22 protein-coding genes are annotated in these 25,193 nt (G+C 74.2%); 16 read left to right on the forward strand and 6 right to left on the reverse strand.

The window, feature by feature from the left end; all coding sequences use genetic code 11:
- Positions 1-125: 125 nt before the first annotated feature.
- Genes FGI33_RS02660 through FGI33_RS02675 form a run of 4 tightly spaced genes read left to right on the forward strand, consistent with a single transcriptional unit; the run spans position 126 to position 6,064 of the window.
- Positions 126-1,736, forward strand: a complete 1,611-nt coding sequence (locus FGI33_RS02660) for a pyridoxal phosphate-dependent decarboxylase family protein (RefSeq protein ID WP_237582217.1) — start codon at positions 126-128, stop codon at positions 1,734-1,736.
- Complete coding sequence (locus FGI33_RS02665) at positions 1,733-3,103, forward strand: lysine N(6)-hydroxylase/L-ornithine N(5)-oxygenase family protein (RefSeq protein WP_237582218.1); 1,371 nt, start codon at positions 1,733-1,735, stop codon at positions 3,101-3,103. Before FGI33_RS02660 ends, FGI33_RS02665 begins: the two co-directional genes overlap by 4 nt.
- Positions 3,100-5,592: a GNAT family N-acetyltransferase gene (locus FGI33_RS02670; protein ID WP_119434774.1), complete on the forward strand. Its 2,493-nt coding sequence runs from the start codon at positions 3,100-3,102 to the stop codon at positions 5,590-5,592. Before FGI33_RS02665 ends, FGI33_RS02670 begins: the two co-directional genes overlap by 4 nt.
- A 19-nt stretch (positions 5,593-5,611) precedes the next feature.
- The gene (locus FGI33_RS02675) at positions 5,612-6,064 is read left to right on the forward strand and encodes a hypothetical protein (RefSeq protein WP_119434775.1); all 453 of its coding nucleotides are present in this window, start codon (positions 5,612-5,614) and stop codon (positions 6,062-6,064) included.
- A gap of 87 nt (positions 6,065-6,151) precedes the next feature.
- Here FGI33_RS02675 and FGI33_RS02680 read toward each other — a convergent pair whose 3' ends face one another.
- Positions 6,152-6,610 (reverse strand): Hsp20/alpha crystallin family protein, encoded by a 459-nt coding sequence (locus FGI33_RS02680; RefSeq protein ID WP_119434776.1) that lies wholly within the window; start codon positions 6,608-6,610, stop codon positions 6,152-6,154.
- A 122-nt stretch (positions 6,611-6,732) separates the two neighbouring features.
- Positions 6,733-7,083, reverse strand: coding sequence for a hypothetical protein (locus tag FGI33_RS02685; protein WP_119402940.1), 351 nt, complete (start codon positions 7,081-7,083; stop codon positions 6,733-6,735).
- Between the two features lie 128 nt (positions 7,084-7,211).
- On the opposite strand from FGI33_RS02685, the gene FGI33_RS02690 reads away from it, so the two are divergent.
- The 5 genes from FGI33_RS02690 to FGI33_RS02710 all read left to right on the forward strand — a co-directional run bounded on the left by FGI33_RS02690 (position 7,212) and on the right by FGI33_RS02710 (position 12,174).
- Complete coding sequence (locus FGI33_RS02690; RefSeq protein ID WP_237582219.1) at positions 7,212-7,904, forward strand: SDR family oxidoreductase; 693 nt, start codon at positions 7,212-7,214, stop codon at positions 7,902-7,904.
- A gap of 32 nt (positions 7,905-7,936) precedes the next feature.
- On the forward strand, positions 7,937-9,325 hold the full coding sequence (locus FGI33_RS02695) for a CoA transferase (protein ID WP_237582220.1): 1,389 nt from the start codon (positions 7,937-7,939) through the stop codon (positions 9,323-9,325).
- Positions 9,326-9,397: 72 nt separating this feature from the next.
- Positions 9,398-10,030 carry a MarR family winged helix-turn-helix transcriptional regulator gene (locus tag FGI33_RS02700; RefSeq protein ID WP_237582221.1) on the forward strand — a complete coding sequence of 211 codons (633 nt, stop codon included), beginning with the start codon at positions 9,398-9,400 and terminating at the stop codon, positions 10,028-10,030.
- Complete coding sequence (locus tag FGI33_RS02705) at positions 10,027-10,977, forward strand: NmrA family NAD(P)-binding protein (RefSeq protein WP_237582222.1); 951 nt, start codon at positions 10,027-10,029, stop codon at positions 10,975-10,977. Before FGI33_RS02700 ends, FGI33_RS02705 begins: the two co-directional genes overlap by 4 nt.
- A gap of 177 nt (positions 10,978-11,154) precedes the next feature.
- Entirely contained in the window at positions 11,155-12,174 is a 1,020-nt protein-coding gene (locus FGI33_RS02710; RefSeq protein ID WP_119435382.1) for an NADP-dependent oxidoreductase, read from the forward strand.
- Here the strand turns inward: FGI33_RS02710 and FGI33_RS02715 are convergent.
- A complete protein-coding gene (locus tag FGI33_RS02715; RefSeq protein ID WP_119435381.1) occupies positions 12,119-13,306 on the reverse strand; it encodes a YihY/virulence factor BrkB family protein in 1,188 nt (395 codons plus the stop codon). The genes FGI33_RS02710 and FGI33_RS02715 overlap by 56 nt on opposite strands.
- 90 nt (positions 13,307-13,396) lie before the next feature.
- Here FGI33_RS02715 and FGI33_RS02720 point away from each other — a divergent pair, with 90 nt between their 5' ends.
- From FGI33_RS02720 to FGI33_RS02745, 6 genes are all read left to right on the forward strand, one after another.
- Positions 13,397-14,980 carry a CYTH and CHAD domain-containing protein gene (locus tag FGI33_RS02720; RefSeq protein WP_237582224.1) on the forward strand — a complete coding sequence of 528 codons (1,584 nt, stop codon included), beginning with the start codon at positions 13,397-13,399 and terminating at the stop codon, positions 14,978-14,980.
- A 23-nt stretch (positions 14,981-15,003) separates the two neighbouring features.
- Complete coding sequence (locus tag FGI33_RS02725) at positions 15,004-16,638, forward strand: carboxylesterase/lipase family protein (RefSeq protein ID WP_237582226.1); 1,635 nt, start codon at positions 15,004-15,006, stop codon at positions 16,636-16,638.
- A gap of 118 nt (positions 16,639-16,756) precedes the next feature.
- Positions 16,757-17,938: an inorganic phosphate transporter gene (locus tag FGI33_RS02730; protein WP_119433992.1), complete on the forward strand. Its 1,182-nt coding sequence runs from the start codon at positions 16,757-16,759 to the stop codon at positions 17,936-17,938.
- Entirely contained in the window at positions 17,935-18,186 is a 252-nt protein-coding gene (locus FGI33_RS02735; RefSeq protein ID WP_119401773.1) for a hypothetical protein, read from the forward strand. Before FGI33_RS02730 ends, FGI33_RS02735 begins: the two co-directional genes overlap by 4 nt.
- Before the next feature lie 126 nt (positions 18,187-18,312).
- Positions 18,313-19,788: an NCS2 family permease gene (locus FGI33_RS02740; RefSeq protein ID WP_119433991.1), complete on the forward strand. Its 1,476-nt coding sequence runs from the start codon at positions 18,313-18,315 to the stop codon at positions 19,786-19,788.
- A 97-nt stretch (positions 19,789-19,885) separates the two neighbouring features.
- Complete coding sequence (locus tag FGI33_RS02745) at positions 19,886-21,163, forward strand: Nramp family divalent metal transporter (RefSeq protein ID WP_119433990.1); 1,278 nt, start codon at positions 19,886-19,888, stop codon at positions 21,161-21,163.
- Positions 21,164-21,190: 27 nt separating this feature from the next.
- On the opposite strand, the gene FGI33_RS02750 is transcribed toward FGI33_RS02745, so the two are convergent.
- Positions 21,191-21,697 (reverse strand): GtrA family protein, encoded by a 507-nt coding sequence (locus FGI33_RS02750; protein ID WP_119433989.1) that lies wholly within the window; start codon positions 21,695-21,697, stop codon positions 21,191-21,193.
- 230 nt (positions 21,698-21,927) lie between these two features.
- Here FGI33_RS02750 and FGI33_RS02755 point away from each other — a divergent pair, with 230 nt between their 5' ends.
- Positions 21,928-22,674 carry a polyprenol monophosphomannose synthase gene (locus tag FGI33_RS02755; RefSeq protein WP_119433988.1) on the forward strand — a complete coding sequence of 249 codons (747 nt, stop codon included), beginning with the start codon at positions 21,928-21,930 and terminating at the stop codon, positions 22,672-22,674.
- Between the two features lie 60 nt (positions 22,675-22,734).
- Here FGI33_RS02755 and FGI33_RS02760 read toward each other — a convergent pair whose 3' ends face one another.
- Both FGI33_RS02760 and FGI33_RS02765 read right to left on the reverse strand, forming a co-directional pair.
- Positions 22,735-24,204, reverse strand: coding sequence for a hypothetical protein (locus tag FGI33_RS02760; RefSeq protein ID WP_119433987.1), 1,470 nt, complete (start codon positions 24,202-24,204; stop codon positions 22,735-22,737).
- 47 nt (positions 24,205-24,251) lie between these two features.
- Positions 24,252-25,103 (reverse strand): DUF429 domain-containing protein, encoded by an 852-nt coding sequence (locus FGI33_RS02765; RefSeq protein ID WP_119433986.1) that lies wholly within the window; start codon positions 25,101-25,103, stop codon positions 24,252-24,254.
- Between the last annotated feature and the right edge of the window lie 90 nt (positions 25,104-25,193).

Below are 25,193 nucleotides of genomic sequence, written 5' to 3' on the forward strand. Positions count from 1 at the left end.
CCCGCGAGTCCTCGTCGGCCGGGTTGCGTTCCCGTCCGAGCGCCTCCATATTAGGTGAGCCTTGCCTAACCAACGCTGGTGCTCGTGACCCGGACACGGCTCCCCATCGAACCGACGAAGGACCCATGACCCTCTCCCCGCACGCCTCCCGCCCCTCCGATCCGACGCTCGCCGACCCCCGCGCCGACCCGCTCGCGGCCGACGCGGATCCCGCCGCCGAGCTCTTCTCCGACCGCTCCCTCCCCGGCTGGGACGCCGCCCTCCGCGCCGCCGCCGCCCACGTGCGCGCCGCCGCCCGCCGCGCCGACGGCCCGTTCACGGGGATCACGCCCGAGCGCCTCCGCGGATCCTTCGCCGGGCTCGACCTCGACCGCCCGCTCGGCGGCCTCGACGACGCGCTCGACGAGCTCGACGACCTGTACCTCCGCGACGCCGTCTGGTTCCACGACCCGTCCTACGTCGCGCACCTGAACTGCCCGATCCTCATCCCGGCGATCGCGGGGGAGCTCATCCTCTCGAGCGTCAACACGTCGATGGACACCTGGGACCAGAGCGCGGGCGCGACCCTCATCGAGCGCGCGCTCATCGACTGGACATCGGGCCGCGCCGGCCTCGGCGACGACGCGGACGGCGTCTTCACGAGCGGCGGCAGCCAGTCGAACCTGCAGGCGCTCCTCGTCGCCCGCGACGAGGCGGCGGCCGTGCACGGGCTGTCGATGGCCGACCGGCAGCGGATGCGGATCCTCGTCAGCGACGTCGGCCACTTCAGCGTGGAGAAGAGCGCCCGGATCCTCGGCCTCGCCCCCGACGCGGTCGTGCGCGTGCCGAGCGACGACGCCAAGCGGATGCGGGTCGACGCCCTCGAGCGCGAGCTGGCGCGCTGCTACGCCGCCGGCCTCCTGCCCATCGCCGTCGTCGCGACCGCCGGCACCACCGACTTCGGCAGCGTCGACCCGCTGCCCGCGATCGGCAACGTCTGCCGGCGCGAGGGAATCTGGCTGCACGTCGACGCCGCCTACGGCGGCGGGCTCCTGACGTCGCTCCGGCACCGGCACCTGCTCGACGGCATCGAGCGCGCCGACTCCGTGACCGTCGACTACCACAAGACCTTCTTCCAGCCCGTGAGCTCCAGCGCGCTCCTCGTGCGCGACGGCCGCACGCTCCGGCACGCGACTCTGCACGCCGACTACCTCAACCCCGCGGATCGCGCGCACGAGGAGATCCCGAACCAGGTCGACAAGTCGCTGCAGACCACGCGGCGCTTCGACGCGCTGAAGCTCTGGCTCACGCTGCGGACGGTGGGCGCCGACGGGGTGGGGCGGATGCTCGACGACGTGATCGCGCTCGCCGACCGCACGTGGTCGGCGCTGTGGCGGGATCCGGCGCTCGAGGTGGTGGTGCGGCCCGAGATCAGCGCGCTCGTGTTCCGGTACGTGCCGGCGGGGGAGCGGGAGGGATCCGCGGGGCCCGACGCGGGAGCCCGCTCGGACGCCGTGAACCGCGGCATCCGCCAGGCGATCCAGGACTCCGGTCGGGCGATGGTCGCCGCGACGCGCGTCGGCGGGCGCGCGCACCTCAAGCTCACGCTGCTCAACCCGGCCACGACGGACGCGCACATCGCGGAGATCCTCGGGATGGTGGTGGCGGCGGGCGACGCGCTCGACGCCGGGCTGGGCGACGCGGCTGCCGGCGCGCCCGCCGCGGCCGTCGTCGCCGTCGCGGAGGCCGGCCGATGAGCGCCGCCGCCGACCGCGTCCACGACGTCGTCGCCATCGGCCTCGGCCCCGCGAACCTCGGGCTCGCCTGCCTCGCGGACCCGCTCGACCTCGACCTCGTCGTGCTCGAGCGGAAGCCGCGCTTCGACTGGCACCCCGGCATGATGCTGCCGACCGCGCACCTGCAGACGCCGTTCCTCGCCGACCTCGTGACGCTCGCGGATCCGACCTCGCGCTTCTCGTTCCTCGCGTACCTCAAGGACATCGGGCGGCTGTACTCCTTCTACATCCGCGAGGACTTCTTCGTGCTGCGCAGCGAGTACGTCGCGTACTGCCGGTGGGCGGCGGAGCGCGCGCGGGGGATCGAGCTCGACCGCGACGTGCGGGCGGTCTCGTTCGACGAGGCCCGTGGCGCGTACGTCGTCGAGTCGGTCGACGCGGCGGGCGTCGCGCACGTGCACCTCGGCCGGGCCCTCGTGGTCGGCGTCGGCACGCCGCCGTGGCTGCCCGCGGCCGTCCGCGACCTGCCGGGCGTCGTGCACAGCTCCGGCTACCTCGGCGCCAAGGACGCGCTGCAGGAGCGGGACGCCATCACGGTGGTCGGCAGCGGGCAGAGCGCGGCCGAGATATACCGCGACCTCCTCGAGGACGTGGACTCCCGCGGCTACCGGCTCGACTGGATCACGCGCTCGCCGCGGTTCTTCCCGCTCGAGTACACGCGCCTGACGCTCGAGATGACGAGCCCCGAGTACAGCGACCACTTCTTCGGCCTCCCCGCGGACGCACGCGAGGCGCTGCTGCGCGAGCAGCGGAACCTGTACAAGGGCATCGACTCGGAGCTGATCGACGACATCTTCCAGGCGCTGTACCGGAAGCGGCTCGCGTTCGACGCGCTGCGGGCGGAGGGGCGGCTCGCGGCAGGCGGCGACGCGGGGTCCGGCGTGCCGACGCGGCTGCTCACCAACGCGGAGGTGGTGTCGGCGCGCGCGACGCCCGACGGCGGCGCGGTCCTCGGGCTGCGGCACGCGGAGACGGGCGCCGAGCGCGACTGGCCCACGGGCGCGGTGATCATGGCGAGCGGCTACGACGCGTCGGCCCCGCGGATCCTCGACGGGCTCGGCGACCGCGTGCGCCGCGACGCGCGCGGCCGTCTCGACGTGGCGCGGGAGCACACGGTCGACGACGCCGGCACGCTCTTCGTGCAGAACGCGGAGGTGCACACGCACGGCTTCGTCGCGCCCGACCTCGGCATGACCGCGCACCGCAACTCGCGGATCCTGCGCGCGATCACCGGCCACGAGCACCACGCCGTCGAGGAGCGGATCGCGTTCCAGGAGTTCGGGCTGCCCGACGACGTGCCCGCGGCCGGATCGGGGGTGCTCGCGTGAGCGCGCCCGCCGTCGAGGCGCCCGCCGCCGAGTTCCCTGCCTATGGGCTCGACCTGCGCCCGCTCGACCCGGACGCCGACGCCGCGCTCGTGCACGCCTGGGTCACGGCGACCCGCGCCGGCTTCTGGCAGATGGAGCACGCGACCCTCGACGAGGTCCGGGCCGAGTACCGGTCCATCAAGGCGGATCCGCGGCGGGAGGCCTGGATCGGCCTCCACGACGGCGCCCCCGCATTCCTCGTCGAGGCCTACGACCCGGCGGACGACCCCGTCGGCGCGCACCTGGATCCGCTCCCCGGCGACCGCGGCATGCACCTGCTCGTCGCGCCGCCGGCCGGCGACCCGCTGCCCGGGTTCACGACCGCGGTCATGCGGCACGTCGTGGCGCACCTCCTCCGGGATCCGGCCGTGCGGCGCCTCGTCGTCGAGCCCGACGTCCGGAACACCCGGATCCAGCGCCTCAACGAGCTCGTCGGCTTCCGGCCGCTCCGGGTCGTCGACCTCGGCGCGAAGCACGCGCTCCTCAGCGTCGTCGCGCGCGACGACGCGCTCCTCCCGCACACCCCTCCGACGGACGGACACCCCATGACCCTCACCCACGACCGCGCGACGGATCCCGCGACGCCCGCCCTCCCGGCGGCCGAGCCCGACCCGCGCGTCCACCCCGCCGCGCACCTCCGACCCGACGTCTGGGCCGCCGCCACCCGCCACCTCGTGCGCAAGGCGCTCGCCGAGTTCGCGCACGAGCTGCTCATCGCGCCCGAGCGCGTGGAGCCGGAGTGCGCGCCCGGCGAGCCCCGCCGCCCGCACGACCCGCGCGCCTGGGCGGACTACCGGGTCGCGAGCGCCGACGGCCGGAGCGCCTACGCGTACCGGGCCAGGATCCTCGAGCTCGACCACTGGGACGTCGACGAGGCGAGCATCCGCCGCACCGTCGACGGCGCGCCCGCCGAGCTCGACGCGACCGACCTCGTGCTCGACCTCCGCGACCGCCTCGGGATCACCGACGAGGTGCTGCCCGTCTACCTCGACGAGATCCAGAGCACGCTCTCGGCCGCCGCCTTCTCGCGCCTCCGCGACGTGCCGGACGCGCGCGGGCTCCTCACCGCGTCGTACGCGGAGGTCGAGTCGACGATGGACGAGGGCCACCCGTGCTTCGTCGCGACCAACGGCCGCATCGGCTTCGACCTCGACGACCACGACAGGTACGCGCCCGAGGCGGCCCAGGACGTGCGGATCCTCTGGCTCGCCGTGCACGAGCGCCTCGCCCGCTTCACCGCGATCGACGGCCTCGACCGCGAGGCGTTCCTCGACGCCGAGCTCGGCGCATCCGCCCGCACCCGCTTCCGGGCCCGCATGCGGGAGCTCTGCATCGACCCCGCGGGGCGCGTGCTCGTGCCCGTGCACCCGTGGCAGTGGGAGAACGTCGTCACCGTGACCTTCGCGGGCCTCGTCGCCCGGCGCGACATCGTGCTCCTCGGCACGGGCGACGACGAGTACGGCGCGCAGCAGTCCATCCGCACGTGGGCCAACCGCACGACCCCCGAGCGCTGCTACGTGAAGACGTCGCTGTCGATCCTCAACATGGGCTTCACGCGCGGCCTCTCGCCGGCGTACATGGCGGTGACCCCGGCGATCAACGACTGGGTCCACGCGCTCGTCACGGGCGACGAGGAGTTCGCGCGCCTCGGCTTCGGGATCCTCCGCGAGGTCGCCGCGGTCGGCGTGCGCGACGAGCGGGTCGAGTCCGCGCTGCCGCCCGGCCACGCCCACGGGAAGATGCTGTCCGCGCTCTGGCGCGAGTCGCCCGTGCCCGGCCTCGCGGAGGGCGAGCGGCTGATGAGCATGACGAGCCTGCTGCACGTCGACGCCCACGGCGACACCGTCATCGGCGCGCTCATCGACGCGTCCGGGATCGGCGCGGCCGCGTGGCTCCGCCGCTGGCTCGACGCCTACCTCGTGCCGCTCGCGCACGCGCTCCTCGCGCACGACCTCGCGTTCATGCCGCACGGCGAGAACGTCATCCTCGTGCTGCGCGACCACGTCGTCGTGCGCGTGCTGATGAAGGACATCGCCGAGGAGGTCGCCCTCTTCGACACGGAGCGCGAGCTGCCGGAGGACGTGCGGCGGATCCGGATGGAGATCCCCGAGGCCGAGCGCACCCTCACGGTCTTCACCGACGTGATGGACGGCTTCCTCCGCTTCGCCGCGGCGCTCCTCGAGGACCGCGACGACCTCGGCCCCGACGGCCTCTGGCGCGTGGCCGCGGAGGCGCTCGCCGACCACGAGCGCGCCCACCCGGAGCTCGCGGAACGCTTCGCCCGCTTCGACCTCTTCGCGCCGTCGTTCGACCGCTCGTGCCTCAACCGGCTCCAGCTGCGCGACAACCGGCGCATGGTCGACCTGCAGGCGCCCGTGATGCAGATCCACGGATCGCTGCGGAACCCGCTCGCGCCCCATTCCGGGCTGCGGCCTCGCCACGGCGCCTGACGTCCAGCAGGCTGGCGGCATGACGGGGATGGGCGGGTCCGGCCGGCGCGTGACCGTCGCGGTCCTCGCGGCTCTCGCCGTCGGGGTGCTCGCCGCCTGCACGACCGGCGGCGGCAGCGGCATGTGCCGGGACTGGATCCTGACCTCCGGCCCGGAAGACTGGGACGACGGGGCCACGCTGATCGTGGAGGCTGACGTCATCACGGGCGGACGCACGGTGGACATCACGGGCGTCTACGTCGTCCACGAGACGAGCCCGACGCCCGTGATCACGGGGGAGCGGCCTGACGGCACGATCGACGTCATCTCCCCGTCCGTCGACTGCACGACGGCGGGCGAGCCCGTGACCTACGACGGCGCGGATCCGCTCGCCGAGGACGGGCGGTACCGCCTGTACCTGCGTCCGGAGGAGGGCCGGCACGATGTCTGGCGGCTGGTCGTGCCCGGCGCCGTCGAGCCGCTCGCCGACTGACGCGGTCCGGACGGACGAGGAGCCGCCGCCCGCTCTCGCGGACGACGGCTCCTCGTCGTGGCGGCACCTCGTCGGCGCCCGGGTGGATCAGCTCGCGACGGGCGCGCCCTGCTCCACCGTCAGCGTGCGGCCCTCCTGGCCCTGCGGCTCGTCGGACGTGACCTGGATCTTCCGCGGCTTCGCCCGCTCGCTCACGGGGATGGTGACGCTCAGCACGCCGTTGGCGTAGTGCGCCGAGATGCGCTCGGTGTCGATGCCCTGGCCGAGCGTGAGCTGGCGGAGGAACGTGCCGGCGACGCGCTCGCGGGTCAGCCACCGGACGTCCCGGTCGCCGGCGAGGGTGCGCTCGGCGCGGATGGTGAGCAGCTGGCCGTCCACGTCGATGTCGACCGAGCCCGGGTCGATGCCCGGGAGGTCGGCGGCCAGCACGTAGGTGTCGCCCTCGCGGTGCAGGTCGATGGGCATCGGGCGGTTCGCCTGGCGGGTCTCGGCCAGCGCTCCCATGGCGCGGTCCAGCTCGCGGAACGGATCGAAGGTCATGTTCATGCTCGACTCCTCTGATGATCTCCGGGGTTGAGCCCCCTCGGCTCAACTACGCCGAGATTAGCACTCGACCCAGGCGAGTGCCAAGCCGTTCGCCGAGGGCGAATGCACCGCTGACCACCTCTTCAAGAGCGGCGACGGAGGTCGCGCTCCATGCGCCCGATGAGGGTCCAGACCGCGCGCGAGAGGTCGGGGTGCTCCAGCGCGATGCCGCGCAGCAGCCGGTACTCGAAGCGCGCGACGACGCCCGGCGCGGTCGACGGGTGGCGCACGCGGGCCAGCTCCTCCGCCATCCCGTCGGCCTCGAGCGCGTCCTGCCGGAGCGTCGCGACGACGTGCTCGTCCACGGTCGGCAGCTGCGGGATCACCTCCCACGGGTCGTCGCCGTTCCGGCAGCGGTGCTCGATCACGGCGTCCAGCTCGTCGCGGGCCTCCTGGCGCAGCACCTCGAGGCTGGCGGGGAAGCGGGCGTGCACGGGCGGATCCTCTCGGGCGGCGGGCCGCCGGGCGGCGGACCCCTTCACGCTACGTCATGCCCCGGAGCGCGCCGGACGGGTGGCCGGATGCCGTCGGTAGCCTGGAGGACCGCGACCCAGGAGGATCCATGACCGACCACGCCCGCCCCGTCGCCCTCGTCACCGGAGCGACCCGCGGCATCGGCCGTGCCGTCGCCGAGGACCTCGGCCGCACCCACCGCGTGATCGTGCACGGCCGCGACCGCGACGCCGTCGACGCGCTCGCCGCCACGCTGCCGGCCGCCGTCGGCTGGGCCGCCGACCTCGCCGCGGGCGGCCTCGCCGACCTCGTCCCCGAGCTCGACCGCCTCGACGTGCTCGTGCACTCCGCCGGCGTGATCGGCGGCGACGCGGTGGCGGAGACGCCCGTCGACGAGTGGCGGCGGGTCTTCGAGATCAACGTCTTCGCGGTCGCCGAGGTGACGCGCGTCCTCCTGCCCGCGCTCCGGGCGGCGAAGGGGCAGGTCGTGCTCGTCAACTCCGGATCCGGCTTCACGGCGAATCCCACGGGCGGCGTCTACGCGGGATCCAAGTTCGCCCTCCGTGCGCTCGGCGACGCCCTCCGCGAGGAGGAGCGCCCGCACGGCGTGCGCGTCTCGAGCGTGCACCCGGGCCGCGTCGCCACCGACATGCAGCGCGAGCTCCGCGCCAAGGAGGGCGGCGAGTACGACGAGACGCGCTACCTGGAGCCCGCGTCGGTCGCTCGCGCCGTGCGCCTCGTGGTCGACCAGACCCGCGACGGCACGCTCGAGTCGGTGTCGCTGCGCCCGTTCGGGGGCTGATCCGCGCCCGGCCGCCGGCGTAGCGTGCGGGCATGACGACCCCGGCACCCGACGACGCCTCCGGGCTCGCGGCCGCGGCCGCCGTGCTGGGCGCTACCGCCCCGACGCGCGTCGTGGGCCGCGGCGCCCTCCGATCTGCGCTGCCCGTCACGGATCTCGCCGTGTCCGCGCTCGGGCTGCTCGGCGGCGCGGTGGTCGCGCTCGACGAGGCCGTCGGGCTGCCGGGCGCCAGCGAGGTCGTCGTCCACCGCGGTCGCGCCGAGACGTGGTGCGGGCAGCACGTGACGCCGGTCGGGTGGGCGCTGCCGTCGCCGTGGGATCCGCTCTCCGGCTCGTTCCCCACGCGCGACGGCTCGTGGATCCGCACGCACGCCAACGCGCCACGCCACCGCGCCGCGCTGCTCGCCGTCACCGGCTGCGCGCCCGACGCCGACGCCGCGGCGCTGACCCGGGCGATCGCCGGGTGGGACGCGATCGCCCTCGAGGACGCGGTCGTCGCGGCGGGCGGCGTCGCGGCGGCTCTCCGGAGCGCAGGCGAGTGGGCGGCGACGGACGCCGGCCGGGCGGTCGCCGCCGAGCCGCTGGTCGCGCGGGAGGACGGCGGCCGGGACACAGGCACGGCGGGCTGGCGGCCCACCGCGGAGGCGCCGCTCGCGGGGATCCGCGTGCTCGACCTCACGCGCGTCATCGCCGGCCCGGCGTGCACGCAGGCGCTCGCCGCCCTCGGCGCGGACGTGCTGCGCGTGGATCCGCCGGGCTGGGACGAGCCCGCCGTGCTGCCGCTCGTGATGGCCGGGAAGCGGACCGCGCGGCTCGACGCCCGGACCCCGGACGGGCGCGCCCGCCTCGCCGAGCTGCTGGCCGGCGCGGACGTGCTCGTGCACGGCTACCGTCCCGGCGCCCTCGACGCGCTCGGGTTCCCGCGGGAGGAGAGGGAGCGGATCCGCCCGGGCCTGGTCGACGTGGCCGTCGACGCGTACGGGTGGACCGGACCGTGGGCGGGGCGACGCGGCTTCGACTCGATCCTGCAGAGCGCGTCCGGGATCGCGCACGCGGGGATGGTCGCGGCGGGTGGCGACCGGCCCGTGCCGCTGCCCGTGCAGGCGCTCGACTGGAGCACGGGGTACCTCGCCGCCGCCTGCGCCGTCGCGGGGCTGGCGCGGCGGGCCGGAACCGGGCGCGGATCCGCCTGGCGGCTCTCGCTCGCCCGCACGGCGCACGCCCTGCTGGCCCTCCCGCGCTCCCCGTCGCCGGACGCGGCGAGCGCGATCGAGGACGCGGATGGCGAGCCCCCACGGCGCGTGACGACCCCGCTCGGCGACGCCCGCATGACGGCGTCGCCCCTGCGCGTGGGCCCCGCGTCGCTCTCCCCGGCGTGGATCGCCACCGCGCTCGGCGGGGACGCGCCGACCTGGCGCTGACCCAGCGGTCGCGGTCACCGCGTCGGGATATGATCTTGACAGAAGACGATCTCGTCTAGATATGATCTCTGCATGAGCCCATCCGCCGCGACCCACGACCCGGACCGCGCCGACGTGGACGCCGCCGGCATCGACTGGGGCTCCGGCGGCATCGAGACGCAGTTCGGCTGGTCCATCCAGGCCGTGTACCAGGGGTTCGTGCGCACGGCGCAGGGCGCCGTGGCGGACGTCCCGGGCGGACCGCGCGGGTACCAGGTGCTCGTCGCGATCACCACGGAGGAGCCGTCGTCGCAGCTCGCGCTCGCGCAGCGGCTCGGCATCGACAAGACGCAGATGACCTACGTGATCGACGCGCTCGCCGAGGGCGGGCACGTCGAGCGGCAGCCGCATCCGCGGGATCGCCGGATCCGCCAGGTCGTCCCGACCGCCGCCGGGCGCGCCCTGCTGGCGACGGCGCGCGTCGCGCTCGGCGAGGTGGAGGACGGCCTGATGGGCGCCCTCGACCCCGAGGAGCGCATCGCGCTCCGCCGCCTCCTCGCCCGCGTCGCCGTCGGCATCGGCGACGCCGCCGCCGCGGCCGACGCCGGTCCTGCCGACCGAGGCGAGCCCGACACCGACGCCGCGCGCCTCGAGCAGCCCGTCGCCGCCCCCCACCGCTCGCGCCGCTCGGCGCGCAGCACCACCCCAGATGGAGACCCCGCATGAGCACCTCGAACCCCGCATCCGCATCCCCGTCCGGCCCCGTCGTGGTCGCCGGCGCCACCGGCGACCTCGGCCGCCGCATCGTCCGCGAGCTGCTCGCCGCCGGCGCGCGCGTCCGCGTCCTCACCCGGCCCGGCAGCGCCGCGGCCACCGAGGCGTGGGGCGACGACCCGCGCGTCGAGGTCGTCGAGGCCGCCTACACCGACCGGGCCGCGCTGATCCGCGCGGTCGCCGGCGCGCGCGTCGTCGTCTCCGCCGTGAGCGGCGCCCGCGCCGTGATCGTCGGGGCGCAGCGCGCGCTCCTGGCAGCCGCGGTCGCGGCCGGCGTGCCGCGCTTCATCCCCTCGGACTACTCCGCCGACTACCGCCGGGTCACGCCCGGCAGCAACCGCAACTTCGAGCTGCGGCGCGAGTTCGCGGCCGACCTCGACGCGGCGCCCATCCGCGCCACCTCGGTGCTCAACGGCGCCTTCGCCGACATGCTCACCGGGCAGGCGCCCATCGTCCTGTTCGACCGGCGCCGCGTCCTGTACTGGTCGTCCGCCGACCAGGTGCTCGACTTCACGACCAAGGACGACACGGCCCGCGTGACGGCGCTCGTGGCGCTCGACGACGACGCGCCGCGCGTGGTCGAGGTGGCGGGGGACCGGGTCACCGCGAGGGACCTCGCGCGGATCATGACCGAGATCACGGGCACCGCGTTCGGCCTGCAGTGGGCGGGCACCACGGGCGTCCTCGGGACGGCGAGCAAGGCCATGCGCCGCATCGGCCGCGACGAGCAGGAGACGTTCCCGGCCTGGCAGGGGATGCAGTACCTCGTGAGCATGTACAGCGGCGAGGCGGAGCTGCTCCACGTGGACCGCGAGCGGTTCGGCGCGCACACCTGGACCGGCGTGCGCGACGTGCTCGAGGCGCACGTGGCGAGCCGTGGGGCGACGACCGCCGCCTAGCCGCGCGCGGTGCGCGCGCCAGGCGGGCCGGCCGCCGCGACGACGCGCCCGGGCGTCGCGTCACGAGGCCACGCCTCGCTGGGTGCGGCGTCCAGCGGGCGGTGGAAGGGTGGGGCCGCGCCACGAGCGCCGCGGGCCGGCCGTCCGACCGCCCGCACCCGAGAACGAAGGAGACCCATGTCTGCACGCAGCATCCAGTGGCAGCTGGCGAAGCGCCCCACCGGCGAGCCCACCCCCGACGACGTCCGCCGCGTCGAGGTCGACCTGCCCGACCTGTCCGACGGCGAGGTCCGCGTCGAGAACGAGTTCATCTCCGTCGACCCCTACATGCGCGGCCGCATGAACGACGTCCCGTCCTACGTGCCCCCCTTCCAGCTGGACGAGGCCATGACCGGATCCGCGGTCGGCCGCGTCGTCGAGTCCCGCTCCGACGACCTCGCGGTCGGCACGCTCGTCAGCCACTCGCTCGGCTGGCGCGACGTCGCCCAGGGCCCGGCCGCCGGCTTCCGCCCCCTGCCCGAGGTGCCCGGCGTGGCGTCGTCCGCCCACCTCGGCGTGCTCGGCCTCACGGGCCTCACCGCCTACGTCGGCCTCACCCGCATCGCCTCCATCCAGGAGGGCGACGTCGTCTTCGTGTCCGGCGCGGCCGGCGCGGTCGGCTCCATGGTCGGCCAGATCGCCCGCCTGCTCGGCGCCTCGCGCGTCGTCGGCAGCGCCGGGTCCGCGGAGAAGGTCGAGCGCCTCACGTCGCACCTCGGCTTCGACGCCGCGTTCGACTACCACGGCGGCGACCTCGAGGCGAAGCTCGCGGAGGCCGCGCCCGACGGCATCGACCTCTACTTCGACAACGTCGGCGGCGACCACCTCTCGGCCGCGCTCGGCGCCCTCAAGGACTTCGGCCGCGTCGCCAACTGCGGGTCGATCTCGACCTACAACTCCACGGGCGAGGAGGTCGCGATCCGCAACACGGGCCGCATCGTGACGCGCGGGCTCACGCTCCGCGGCTTCACCCTCGGCAACCACCAGGACCTCGCGCCCGAGTTCGCGTCGAAGATGGGCCCGTGGCTCGCCGAGGGCCGCATCACGGCCGACGAGACCGTGATCGACGGCATCGACCGCGCGTTCGAGGCCTTCACCGGCCTCATGCGCGGCGAGAACGTCGGGAAGATGGTCGTGCGGACCAGCGCCTCCGCCTGACCCGCACCTCCCGCGCGTCGTCCTCGGGGAGCGTCGCCGGCGCATCCGCCCGGCGCTCCTCGGCGGCCGTCGCGTCCCGTCCCGAGCGCGCCTCGCGCAGGCGCCGCCCCTCGTCCTCGAGGAGGGCGCGGCGCCGGGCGAGGCGGTCGGCGCGCGTCGTGTCCCGCACCGGCAGGCGCAGCGCGTGCTCGGCCGGGATCCCCGCCTGCAGCTGCCGGGCCCGGATGATCTCCACGTCCAGCTCGCCGCCCAGCACGAGCGACAGGTTCCCGATGTAGAGCCACAGCAGCAGCACGATCACCGCGCCGAGCACCCCGTAGGTCGACTCGTAGGTGGCCACGTGCGTCACGTACGCGACGAAGCCGGCGGTGCCGAGCGCCCACGCGACGATCGCGACGAGGCTGCCCCAGGTGAGCAGGTCCACGCGGCGACGGCGCAGGTTGGGCGTCGCGGCGTACAGCACGCCGATGATCCCCGTCAGCAGGACCACGAGCAGCGGCCACTTGATCACGGCCCACACCACGAGCGTCGTGTCGCCGAGGCCCAGCTGCTGCCCGAGCGCGCGGGCGCCGTCGTCGGTGAGCAGCAGCATGCCCACCATCACGACGCTGACGACGAGCAGCGCGATCGTCACCCCGAGCATCAGCGCCCGGTACTTCACGAGCGGCCGGCCCTCCTCGGTCTCCTGCACGCGGTTCATCGCGCGGCCGAAGGCGGTGACGTAGGCCGCCGAGGTCCAGAGCGCGCCGAGGAAGCTGACCGTGAAGGCGACGCCCGAGCGCGGCCCGTCGGCGAGCTGCTCGACGGGATCCCGGATCACGTCGACCGCCGAGTCGCCCAGCACCGCGGTGAGCACGCCGAGCACGCCCTCGACGCCCGCGCGCGTGTCGCCGACGACGCCGATGAGGCTGAGCACCGCGACCGCGGCGGGCACGAGCGAGAGCGTGGAGTAGAAGGTGAGGCTCGCGGCCATGTCGATGCCGCGGTGCTTCATGAAGCCGTAGACCGCGCGGCGGCACGCGTACCAGCCGAGCTCGCGGCCGATGCGCTGGCGCCGGTGGAGGGCGGCCTCGTCGAGCGCGGCCTGCGTCGGGGCGTCGTCGTTCTCGGCGCGGCGCGGGCGGTGGGGCATGTCCGCCAGTCTGACCCACGCGCGCGACCACGGCGCCCGCCGGGCGGTCGGCGGCTGGCCGCGTCCGGCCGGGTGCGCTACACAGGGGGGATGGTGCACACATCCTCCGTCGAGATCGAGCGCAAGTACGACGTCCCCGACGGGGTGCCCGTCCCGGGCTTCGCCGGCGTCGAGGGGATCGCCGAGGCGCGGGCCGCGGAGCCCGTGACCCTCGTGGCCGTCTACCTCGACACCGCGGACCACGCGCTCGCCGACCGCCGCATGATCCTCCGCCGCCGCGAGGGCGGGCACGACTCGGGCTGGCACGTGAAGCTCCCGGCCGACGGCGGCGAGGGCCGCACCGAGCTCGGCTGGCCGCTGCAGGACGGGGACGACGGCGACGGCGCGATCCCGGGCCCCGTGCTCGACCAGGTCGCGGTGCACGTGCGCGGCCGCGAGCTCACGCCGCTCGCGCGCCTCGAGACCGTCCGCACGACCGTCACGCTGCACGACGCGGATTGCCGCGCGGTCGCCGAGTTCGCGGACGACCGCGTCACCGGATCCGACGTCCGCGGCGGCACCGTGCGCGCCTGGCACGAGTGGGAGGTCGAGCTGCTGCCCGACGCGCCCGCGAAGCGGAAGCAGCGCACCGCGCTCCTCGACCGGATCGAGCGCCACGTCCTCGACGCCGGCGCCCGCCCGTCCGACAGCGCCTCCAAGCTCGCCCGCGCGCTCGGCGCCGACGCCCTCGGCCGCGAGGCGCCCGCGGGACCCGCGCTGCCGGATCCCGCCGCGCTCACCAAGGAGAGTTCCGCCTCCGACGTCGCCCGCGCGGTCCTCGCCCGCGGCGTCCGCGACCTCGTCGCCGCCGACCCGCACGTGCGCGCCGACGAGCACGACGCCGTGCACCGGATGCGCGTCGCCGTCCGCCGCCTCCGCAGCGCCCTCCGCACCCACCAGGACGTCATCGACCCGGCCACCACCGCGCCCGTCCGCGCCGAGCTCACCGCGCTCGGCACCGTGCTCGGCGAGGCGCGCGACATGGAGGTCCTGCGCGACCGCGTCGTCTGGTCCGTCGTGGAGCACGACACGGAGACCGTGCCCGACCGCGTGGGCGACGCCCTGCACGGCGTCCTCGACGAGCGGTACGGCCGCGCCCGCGAGCGCGTGATCCGCGCGCTCTCGTCCGCGCGCTACCTCGCCCTGCTCGACGACCTCGACCGGCTGGTCGCGGATCCGCCGCTCGCCCACGACGCGAGCGCCCCCGCGGGCCCAGCCCTGCACGCCGCCCTCCGCCGCGACGCCGAGCGGGTCGGCCGCCGGGCCGCGGTCGCGCAGGAGGCGGTCGGCGAGGCCGCGCGCACCGAGGCGCTGCACGAGGTCCGCAAGGCCGCCAAGCGCCTGCGCTACGCGGCGGAGGAGGTCAGCGGGCGCACCGTCGCGGTCCTCGGCCGGAAGACGATGCGGCTCGCCACCGCCGCCGAGGAGGTGCACGACGAGCTCGGCGAGCACCGCGACGGCCTCGCCATGCAGCGCATCCTCCGCGAGGAGGCGAGGCGCCTCGCGGCCCGCGGCGAGGACGCCTTCGCGCTCGGCGTGCTGCACGAGGCCGAGCGGCTGCGCACCGAGTCCGCGCTCTGGCGGGCCGAGCGCGCGCTGGAGCGCCTGCTCGCGACCGCCGTCCCGGGAGCGTGAGGGCGGACCGTAAACTCGACCGGGTGACCCCCGACGCCGAGCAGCCCACCCCGGCGTACGACCCGTCGGAGCTCGACGTGCGGGTCACGGGCGGCACCGTCCGCGGCGTGCGCGAGCGGGGGATCGAGGCCTGGCGCGGCATCCCCTTCGCGGCCCCGCCCCGCGGCGACCTGCGCTTCCGGGCCCCGCAGCCCGTCGTCGGCTGGGAGGGCGCGCGCTTCGCGCAGCACTTCGGCAAGGTCGCCCCGCAGGTCAGCGCGGGCGCGTTCATGGGCGCGCCGCAGGGTACGCCGATGGGGGAGGACTGCCTCACCGTCAACGTCATCGCGCCGTCCGGCCTCAGCCCCGACGCCGCGCGCGTGAACCGCGAGTCGCAGCTGCGCCCCGTCATGGTCTTCATCCACGGCGGCGCCTACGTCGTCGGATCCTCGCGCGAGAACCCCGTGCAGGGCGAGGGCCTCGTCCGCCAGGGCGGCATCGTCTACGTGAGCTTCAACTACCGGCTCGGCGCGCTCGGCTACCTCGACTTCAGCCGCTACTCCCGCCCCGAGCGCCCCATCGAGTCGAACCTCGGCCTCCGCGACCAGGTGCAGGCGCTCCGGTGGGTCCGCGACAACATCCGCGCGTTCGGCGGGGATCCCGACAACGTCACGGTGTTCGGCGAGTCCGCGGGCGGCAACGCCGTCACGACCCTCATGGCCGTGCCCGCCGCGCACGGGCTGTTCGCCCGGGCCATCGCGCAGAGCTCGCCGACGAACGCCGTCTACCCGGCCGAGCAGACCGCCCGCTGGGCCGAGGAGTTCGTCGGCCTGCTGGCCGACCGGGCGGGCCGCGCGCCCGACGACGCCGAGGCCGTGCGCCTCCTCACCTCCGCGAGCTCGTCCACGCTCGCGGCCGCCGCGAACGAGCTCATGGTGCGGACGCCCGACCAGGAGCCGGGCACCATCACGTTCAGCCCCGTCATCGACGGCGACGTGCTGCCGGAGCGCCCGCTCGACGCGTTCAAGCACGGCCGGGCGGCGCGCGTGCCGCTCATCATCGGCACGAACGAGCGCGAGGGATCCCTGTTCACCGGCCGCCTGGACATCCTCGCGACCACGCCGCCGCGCATCGACGCGGTCTTCGCGAAGACGGACGAGGGGCACCGCGCGGAGCTGGCGGCCCTGTATCCCGGCCTCCCGAAGCGCCGGGCCGCGCTCGACTTCGGCGGCGACTACGCCTTCTGGTTCCCGTCGATCAAGGTGGCCGAGCGCCACGCCCGCTACGCGCCGGTGCACTTCTACCGCTTCGACATCGCGCCGCGGCTCGTGCGCCTCATGGGCCTCGACGCCACGCACGGCCTGGAGCTGTTCGCGCTCTTCGACCGGATGGACTCGATGCTCGGCCGCGGCATGACCCTCCTCGGCGGCCGGCGCGCGTTCGTCGCGGCGGGCGAGCGCATGCGCATCGCCTGGCTCCGCTTCGCGCAGGACGGCAGCGTCGACGAGTCCTGGCCGCCCTACGTGGGCGGCGACGACGAGGCGCCGGGCGCCGGCCCGTCCTCCTCGGCGGCGTCGGGGGAGCGCGCGACCCTCGTCTTCGACGTGGTCGACCGCGTCGAGCACGACCCGCACGCCGAGCGCCGCGTCGCGTGGCGCGACTTCGTCCCGCACATCTGACGCCCGGCGCCCGGCGCGAGATGTTCATCCGACCGACATCCGCCGGACGCCCGTTCGAGCTGGCCGTGTGCAGGCCGTTAGGATCGACGACTGTGACATCCGCTCGAGGGATCCGGTAGTGGATCTCACCCTCATCGTCGTCCTGGTCATCGCCCTGGCGCTGTTCTTCGACTTCACCAACGGCTTCCACGACACGGCGAACGCGATGGCCACCCCCATCGCGACGGGTGCGCTGAAGCCGCGGGTGGCCGTCGCCATCGCCGCGGTCCTCAACCTCGTGGGCGCGTTCCTCAGCACCGAGGTCGCGAAGACCGTCTCCGGCGGCATCATCCGCGAGGGGGACGGCGGCGTGCAGATCACGCCCGCCATGATCTTCGCCGGGCTGATGGGCGCCATCGTCTGGAACCTCGTGACCTGGCTCCGCGGCCTTCCGTCGAGCTCGAGCCACGCGCTGTTCGGCGGCCTCATCGGCGCGGCCGTCGTGGGCGCTGGCCTCGGCTCGGTGGACTTCGGCGTCGTGCTGTCGAAGGTGATCCTGCCTGCGCTGCTCGCCCCCGTCATCGCCGGCCTCATCGCGTACACGACCACCAAGCTCGCGTACTCGATCACGCGCCGCTCGAGCGGTCCGAACGAGCGCGGCGGCTTCCGCTACGGACAGATCTTCACGTCATCTCTCGTGGCCCTCGCGCACGGCACCAATGACGCGCAGAAGACCATGGGCATCATCACGCTCACGCTCATCGCGGGCGGCTTCCAGGCGGCGGGCTCCGGCCCGGAGTTCTGGGTCATCGCGGTGTGCGCCGTCGCCATCGCGCTCGGCACCTACATGGGCGGCTGGCGCATCATCCGCACGATGGGATCCGGCCTCACCGAGGTCAAGCCCGCGCAGGGCTTCAGCGCCGAGGCGTCCACCGCGGCCACCATCCTCGCGTCCAGCCACCTCGGCTTCGCGCTCTCGACCACGCAGGTCGCGTCAGGATCCGTCATCGGCTCGGGCCTCGGCCGCCGCGGCGCGTCCGTCCGCTGGAACACGGTCGGCAAGATCGCGCTCGGCTGGCTGCTGACGCTGCCCTCGGCCGCCATCGTGGGCGCGGTCGCCGCGCTCATCGCGAGCACCGGCACGGTCGGCTTCGTCATCGACGCGGTCGTGGGCGTCGCCGTCATCGTGTGGATCTTCTGGCGCTCGCGCCGGAACGCCGTGCACGCGAGCAACGCCATCGTCGAGGTCGACGCCGCCGGATTCGCGGTGCGCGGACGCAAGGCCACCAAGGCCGCCCGGAAGGCCAGGGAGGCCGCATGATCGACTGGAGCGCGTTCCTCGTCGTCGCCGTGGCGGCCCTCGTGGGCGCCGTCGTGGTGGTGTGCCTCTTCTCGCTCGGCGTGCGGCTGCTGGCCGTGGGCACCGAGTACGACGACGAGGGCGACAAGGTCTCGGTGACGGGCATCCGCCCGCAGGCCGCGACCGTGGGCGGCTACGTCTGCTTCGCCCTCAGCGGCCTCGCCGTGCTCTACGGCGTGTACCTCATCATCCCGGCCCTGCACTCCTGACCCCGGGCCGCGCGGATCCGGGCTGGTCCCGGCCGCGCGTCCGCCCCTAGGCTCGATCCCGTCCCGACAAGGTCGTCGGCTCCTCCCCCTCCCGTCGTCCGACCCGACCCCTCGCGGAAGAAGCCCATGACCGAAGCGCGCACGTCGTCCCCTGCTCCCGAGACCCGCGGAGGGCGCGGCGCGCTCGACCGGTTCTTCGAGATCACGAAGCGCGGCTCGACCTACGCGCGCGAGATCCGCGGCGGCGTCCTCACGTTCGTGACCATGGCGTACATCGTCGTGCTCAACCCGCTGATCCTCGGCGGCTTCAGCGCCGACGCGGCCACGCTCGACGTCGAGGGCAACTGGCTGCAGGCCACGCAGGTGGGCGCCGCGACGGCCCTCACCGCGGGCGTCATGACGATCCTGTTCGGACTCGTCGCGCGCCTCCCGTTCGCGTTCGCGGCGGGCCTCGGCATCAACTCGTTCCTCGCGGTCAGCGTCGTCGGCGAGGTCACCTGGCCGGAGGCGATGGGCCTCGTGGTCATCAACGGCCTCGTGATCGTGCTGCTCGCCACCACGGGCCTGCGCACCCTGATCTTCCGGGCCGTCCCGCGCGAGCTCAAGACCGCCATCACGGTGGGCATCGGCCTCTTCATCGCGTTCATCGGCTTCGTCGACTCCGGCTTCGTGCGCGGCACGGGCGTGCCGGCCTCGCCGCTCGCGCTCGGGATCGACGGCTCGATCGCGTCGCTGCCGACCGTCGTGTTCATCCTCGGCCTCGTGATCATGGGCGTGCTCATGGCCCGCCGCGTGCCCGGCGCGCTCCTCATCGGCATCGTCGCGACCACGCTCATCGCCATCGTCGTGGAGCAGGTCTTCCGCATCGGCCCGTCGAACACCTCGGGCGCCACCGGCTGGAACCTCAACGCGCCCGTGCTGCCCGCGACCCCGGTCTCCCTGCCCGACCTCGGCCTCGTCGGCGCGTTCGACTTCGGCGCGTTCGGCCGCATCGGCATCATCTCCGCCCTCATGCTCGTCTTCACGCTGGTCTTCACGAACTTCTTCGACGCCATGGGCACCATGACGGGACTCGCCAAGGCGGCGGACCTCTCCGACGAGCGCGGCGACTTCCCCCGCCTCAAGGGCGCGCTGGTCGTCGAGGGCTTCGGCGCGGTCGCGGGCGGCGCCACGTCGAGCTCGTCGAACACGGTCTTCATCGAGTCGGCCTCCGGCATCGGCGAGGGCGCCCGCACGGGCCTCGCGTCGCTCGTCACGGGCGTGCTGTTCCTCCTCGCGATGTTCTTCACGCCGCTCACGCAGGTCGTGCCGCTCGAGGTCGCGGCGGCCGCGCTGGTGATCGTCGGCACGCTCATGGCGTCGCAGATCCGCGACATCGTGTGGACGGACTTCTCGGTCGCGCTCCCCGTGTTCCTCACCGTGCTCGTCATGCCGCTCACGTACTCGATCGCCAACGGCATCGGCGTCGGCTTCCTCTCCTGGGTGCTCGTGCGCTCGTTCTCGGGCCGCATCCGCGAGGTCTCGCCGCTGCTCTGGGTCGTCTCCGCGGGGTTCCTGATCTTCTTCGCGCGCGGGCCCATCGAGCAGCTGCTGGGCGTCTGACGCGCGGCGTCGCGTCGGCGAGCGGGCCGGCGCGACGCCCTCAGCCCTGCGTAAGGTGGGACGGGACCCCCATCCGACGACGCACGGGAGCCCGCTCATGACCGACCTCGACACGCGCGGCGACGTCCGCGAACCCCAGGAGTCCGCGAAGCGCTGGCGCATCGTCGGGCCCGGCCTCGTCGTCGCGGCGACCGGCATCGGCGCGGGCGACCTCGTGGCGACGCTGGTGGCCGGATCTCGCTTCGGCTACGCCCTGCTCTGGGCCGCGGTCCTCGGCGTGATCATCAAGATCTTCCTGGTGGAGGGCGCCGGCCGGTACTCGCTCGCGACGGGCAGGACCATCTTCGAGGGCTGGCGCACCGTCGGCCGCTGGACGACGTGGTACTTCGGCCCGTACATCCTCATCTGGGGCCTCGTCTACGGCGCCGCCGCCATGAGCTCCTCGGCGCTCCCGCTCGCCGCGCTGTTCCCGGGTGTCGACCTCAAGGTCTTCGCCATCGCGTGCGGGCTCGTGGGCGCCGTCGTGGTCTGGTTCGGGCGCTACTCCGCCTTCGAGCGGATCATCGCGGTGTTCGTGGGCCTCATGTTCGTGACCGTGGTGGGCGCCGCGATCGTCACCGTGCCGAACGTGCCCGCGCTCCTCACCGGCCTCGTGCCCACGATCCCCGAGGGCGGCCTCGTCGTCGCGCTCAGCATCGCGGGCGGCGTCGGCGGCACCATCACGCTCGCGGCCTACGGCTACTGGCTGCGCGAGAAGGGCTGGGTGGCGCCCGGCTGGATGAAGGTCATGCGCATCGACAACTCCGTCGCCTACGTCATGAGCGGCGTCTTCGTGCTCTCGATGCTCGTGGTCGGCGCGGAGCTCCTGTACTCCGCCGACATCGCGCTGGCCGACGGCGAGGGTGGCCTCGTGCAGCTCGCCGACGTGCTGGGGGAGCGCTACGGCGCCTTCATGACCTGGTTCTTCCTGATCGGGTTCTTCGCGACGTCGTTCTCGTCGATCCTCGGCGTGTGGAACGGCGTCTCGCTCATGTTCGCCGACTTCCTCGGCACGATCCGCGGCCTCGACGTCGAGGACCCGCGCCGTCGCCTCGGCGGCAGCTACTACCGGGCGTTCATCCTCTGGCTGACGATCCCGCCCATCGGCCTGCTGTTCCTCGACCAGCCGATCGGCCTGATCATCGCGTACGGCGTGCTGGGCGCGCTGTTCATGCCGTTCCTCGCGATCACGCTGCTCGTGCTGCTCAACACGGACCGCACGCCGCGCGCGTGGCGGAACCGGCCGCTCAGCAACACGGTGATGGGCCTCTCGGCGCTGCTGTTCGTGGTGCTCGGCGTGCAGCAGCTCGTGACGGAGATCGGCAAGCTGCTCTGAGGACGGCCTCGGCCGGCCGGCCGGGGGTCAGTTGGAGGAGCGCGTCGCCTCGGCGGCGGTGGGATCGATCGCCGTGTCCGCCGCGTCGGCGGGCTGCTTGAAGACCACGAGCTTGTACATCGTGAAGTTCCACACGAGGCCGAGGAGGACGGCGGTGGCCTTCGCCACGTTGATGGCGATGAACTCCTTCTCGGCCGTGGTGCCCACGACGAGGAGGCTGCGGCCGAAGGTCGTGTCGAACATGACCTCGAACAGCCAGATGACGCCGCTCTGCAGCAGCAGCGAGCTGAAGCCGGTGACGGCGAAGAACTCGAGGAACCGCTTGAGCGACACCGGGCGCTGGTACCGGAACACGAAGAAGTGGTTCAGGAAGTAGGAGATGGTGATGCCGACCGTGACGGACACGATGTTCGCGGCGAGGGTCGGGAAGCCGGCCAGGAGGATCAGGCAGTTCAGGAGGACGAAGTCCAGCCCGGTGTTGAGCAGACCGGCGATGATGAAGCGGACCCTCTGGTCGGCGAGCAGCTTCTTCATCCAGCCCCTCTCGGACTCGGGCCGGCAAGCGGCGCGTCTCCCGCCGTCGCGCACGACGTCCGAGCGCCGAGCCTCAGAGATCGTAACAGACGGGTAACGGGCCTCCGTGGCACGTCGACCGCCGGTCCGCGGACCCGCCGCCGGCCGCGCGGTCGCGGACCCGCCCGCTGGCTAGAATTGCCCGGGTCCAGAGCCCTCCCACCCCCGACTCGAAGACGGAACACACCAGCATGAGCAGTCTCACGATCGTCATCCCGACCTACGAGGAAGCTCGCAACATCGGGGAGCTGCTCCCGCGGCTGGCGGAGATGGCGGCGACGAACACCGACTTCGACGTCACCGCGATGATCGTCGACGACTCATCGCCCGACGGCACCGCTGACCTGGCGCGCTCCCTCGCGCCCACGGTGGAGACGGGGAACTTCCACGTGCGCGTGGAGACGCGCGCGGAGAAGGACGGCCTGGGCGCCGCGTACATCTGGGCGTTCGATCGCCTGCTCACGTCGGCCGAGCCGCCCGCCTACATCCTCCAGATGGACGCCGACCTCTCCCACGACCCCGCCTACGTCACCGACATGCTGCGCGCCGTGCGCGGCGGCGCCGACCTCGTGGTCGCGTCGCGCTACATCCCGGGCGGCAAGACCCCCGACTGGGATCTCAAGCGCCGCTTCCTCAGCGTGGGCGGCAACCTCTACACGCGCTTATTCCTCGGCTCGCGCATCACCGACTACACGGGCGGCTTCAACCTCTACGAGGGCGGGCTCCTGCGTCGCGTCACGCCGACCACCATCACCACCACGGGCTACGGCTTCCAGATCAACATGAAGTTCCGCGCGCTGCGGCACGCGAAGAAGGTGGTGGAGGTGCCCATCGTCTTCATGGACCGGACCGAGGGCGAGTCGAAGATCCCGAGCGACACGCTGAAGACGAGCCTGCTGCTCGTGGTCCAGCTGCGCTTCGGCCTGCGCAAGGACTGACCGGGCGGGCGGGCGGCCGTCCCGCCCGATGCGGAGCCCGCGCCTCGGCCAGGCCACGCGTCAGGGTCGGCCGTCGACGCGCTCTCCGCAGACGAGGTCGCAGCGCGGCCCCACGAAGTAGTAGTCCTCGACGATCCGGCCGGTGAGCGGCGTCGGCGCGATCGCGCCCCGCTCGTCGAGCAGCAGGATCATCGAGAACGCGCGCTCCGCCTCGAACTCGGTCGCGATCCGGTCCATCGCCGCCGGGTCCTCGCGGATGCGATCGGCGAGGCGGTCGAGCGTCTGCGGCATGGTCTCGCCCTCGGCGCCCGGGAACACGAAGTCGCGGGGGAGCGCCTCCTCGCCCGAGGACAGGGCGACCCGGTTCTGCTGCACCTGGACCGCGAGCGGGGCGATCAGGGCCACCGCGGCGACCGCGACGGACACCGCGGCCAGGATGCGCGAGCGGTCCCGGGCTCGGGCGCGGATGCGGTCGACGAGGTACCCGATGGCGATGGCGCCGACGAGCGGGATGCTCACCGCGCGGCGCACGCCGAGCACGCCGCCGGAGACGGCGTAGAGCGCGAGCGTGACGACCACCACGAGGAGCCACGGCCAGCTGCCCGGGCGGCGCACGATCATCACGACCGTGGCGACGAGCACGACGACGGCGAGGGCCGTCGACCCGAGGGCCGCCTGCGACGTGAAGTAGTAGTAGGAGTCGCCCGCCACCGCGAGCTCCCGTGCCAGCCCCGCGAGCGCGCCGCGCGCGCCCGCCAGGCCGAGCGTTCCCCCGCCGGAGAGGACGACGCCGCCGCCCCACCAGAGGAGAGGGAAGACGATCACGCCGATGCCGGCGAGACCGGCGACCACCAGCAGCGCGGCCGGCACGAACTCCCGGCGCCGCAGCGACACGACGAGGCGCGCGAGCGCGACCGCGCCGATGGCCGCGGCCCACGGGATCCCGCCGCCGTACGACGAGACCGCGAGGCCGGCGAGCACGGGAGCGAGCCACCACCAGCGCCGCGCCGTCGTGGCGACGAGGAGGCCGGCGAGGCCGAGCACGGAGTCGAGCCCGGTCTCGATTCCGACCCAGGAGAAGGAGACGACACCCGGCAGGAGCGCGCCGGTGAGGGCGCCGACGACGGCGGGGACGCGCGCGGTGCCGAGCCGCCGGCGGAGCGTGAGGTAGACCAGGGGCGCCGCGAGGGCGAGGGCGATGGCCTTCGCCGCGCGGCCGTAGAAGAGGTCGAACGACGGGTCGAGGAGCGACGCCAGCCAGAAGAAGACGTGGCCGCCGAAGTTGGTGGAGTAGTGCGTGTACTGGAACCTCTGCTCGAGGGCGACGGGGTCGACGAAGGTGACGGTCGCCTCCTCTCCGGTCAGCATCTGCTGGACGTCCGCGGAGCGGACGACGAGCAGGTACACGACGGCGACCAGCGCGTAGAGGACGACGCAGGCGACGGCGTCGAGGCCGATCCTCCGGCGCGCGGCGGGCCCGGCGTCCTCCCGGGTCTCGTCGTGGACAGGGAGGACGCGGCCGACTGTCATCCCCCGATACTCCCACACCGGTTCCGTGCGGCCGGGCCGGGCCGCGCTCAGCCCCCGGGCGCGAAGAGCGGGTCCCCGGGATCGCGCTGGTGAGGCCGGGCCGGCGCGATGATCGTGCCGCGTCGCCCGCGCTCGTCGACCACCGGATCCGTCGCGCCCAGCACCTGCGAGCGCGCGCGCCCGTGCCGGGCCCAGTACGCGGCGGTCCACGCGCAGATCAGGCCGTCGAGCAGGTCCTCGAGGTGCTTGTGCTGCCGCTCCACGATCGCGGGGCCGTCGGCGACGAGCGCGGCCGCGCGGGGGTGCGTCGTGACGTCGAGCGGCGGATCCGCGTGCGCCAGCCCCGCGACCGCGTCGAGCACCACGCGGAACTCGGCCGCGCGATGGGGCCGGCGCTCCGCCGTCGCGAGGAGCGGCGCGAGGCGCTTGTACCGCGGCTTCATCGCGTCGAACCCGAGCTCGGGCGCGCCGACGAGCGTCGTGTACGGGTAGCACTCGAGCATCGTGCGGGCGTCGGCGTCGCGCGGGGCGCCGGATCCGTCGTCGTACTCCCAGCCCGCGTCCTCGAGCCGCCGCCGCAGGGCGACGGCGCCCTGCGCGGGCAGCCCCGTGTTCGACGGGTAGGCGGAGATCCCGAGGCGTCCGTAGCGGGACGCCACCTCCTTCTCCGCGAGGCGGCTGCCCGTGGCGTTCGCGACGACGAGCGGGCCGTCGACCGCGGCGACCGCGCCGGGGCCCTCCCAGCGGGCGACCCATGCGGCGACCTCGTCGATCCCGCGGGCCGTCGAGAGGTCGAGCACGCGGCCCGAGGCGTCGATGCACGAGAGCCCCGTCTCGCGCGCCGGGCGGGCCGCCGTGCCCTCCGCCCAGGCGAGGTCGATCCCGAGGAAGCGGCGCATCGGACGAGCCTATCCGCGGGCTCGGGCGGCCTCGGCCGGGCCCGGGGCCGCTAGTAGGGTCGAGGGACCCTCATGCCACGAGCGACGAGA

It is taken from the genome of Clavibacter phaseoli (genome assembly GCF_021922925.1).
Lineage (GTDB): Bacteria > Actinomycetota > Actinomycetes > Actinomycetales > Microbacteriaceae > Clavibacter > Clavibacter phaseoli.

Coding starts and splice junctions, on each gene's coding strand:
- FGI33_RS02660 (WP_237582217.1), top strand. CDS start 126: ATGACCCTCTCCCCGCACGCCTCCCGCCCCTCCGATCCGACGCTCGCC.
- FGI33_RS02715 (WP_119435381.1), bottom strand. CDS start 13,306: ATGCCCCACCGCCCGCGCCGCGCCGAGAACGACGACGCCCCGACGCAG.
- FGI33_RS02710 (WP_119435382.1), top strand. CDS start 11,155: ATGTCTGCACGCAGCATCCAGTGGCAGCTGGCGAAGCGCCCCACCGGC.
- FGI33_RS02675 (WP_119434775.1), top strand. CDS start 5,612: ATGACGGGGATGGGCGGGTCCGGCCGGCGCGTGACCGTCGCGGTCCTC.
- FGI33_RS02690 (WP_237582219.1), top strand. CDS start 7,212: ATGACCGACCACGCCCGCCCCGTCGCCCTCGTCACCGGAGCGACCCGC.
- FGI33_RS02735 (WP_119401773.1), top strand. CDS start 17,935: ATGATCGACTGGAGCGCGTTCCTCGTCGTCGCCGTGGCGGCCCTCGTG.
- FGI33_RS02720 (WP_237582224.1), top strand. CDS start 13,397: ATGGTGCACACATCCTCCGTCGAGATCGAGCGCAAGTACGACGTCCCC.
- FGI33_RS02755 (WP_119433988.1), top strand. CDS start 21,928: ATGAGCAGTCTCACGATCGTCATCCCGACCTACGAGGAAGCTCGCAAC.
- FGI33_RS02665 (WP_237582218.1), top strand. CDS start 1,733: ATGAGCGCCGCCGCCGACCGCGTCCACGACGTCGTCGCCATCGGCCTC.
- FGI33_RS02680 (WP_119434776.1), bottom strand. CDS start 6,610: ATGAACATGACCTTCGATCCGTTCCGCGAGCTGGACCGCGCCATGGGA.
- FGI33_RS02700 (WP_237582221.1), top strand. CDS start 9,398: ATGAGCCCATCCGCCGCGACCCACGACCCGGACCGCGCCGACGTGGAC.
- FGI33_RS02760 (WP_119433987.1), bottom strand. CDS start 24,204: ATGACAGTCGGCCGCGTCCTCCCTGTCCACGACGAGACCCGGGAGGAC.
- FGI33_RS02765 (WP_119433986.1), bottom strand. CDS start 25,103: ATGCGCCGCTTCCTCGGGATCGACCTCGCCTGGGCGGAGGGCACGGCG.
- FGI33_RS02695 (WP_237582220.1), top strand. CDS start 7,937: ATGACGACCCCGGCACCCGACGACGCCTCCGGGCTCGCGGCCGCGGCC.
- FGI33_RS02740 (WP_119433991.1), top strand. CDS start 18,313: ATGACCGAAGCGCGCACGTCGTCCCCTGCTCCCGAGACCCGCGGAGGG.
- FGI33_RS02745 (WP_119433990.1), top strand. CDS start 19,886: ATGACCGACCTCGACACGCGCGGCGACGTCCGCGAACCCCAGGAGTCC.
- FGI33_RS02750 (WP_119433989.1), bottom strand. CDS start 21,697: ATGAAGAAGCTGCTCGCCGACCAGAGGGTCCGCTTCATCATCGCCGGT.
- FGI33_RS02705 (WP_237582222.1), top strand. CDS start 10,027: ATGAGCACCTCGAACCCCGCATCCGCATCCCCGTCCGGCCCCGTCGTG.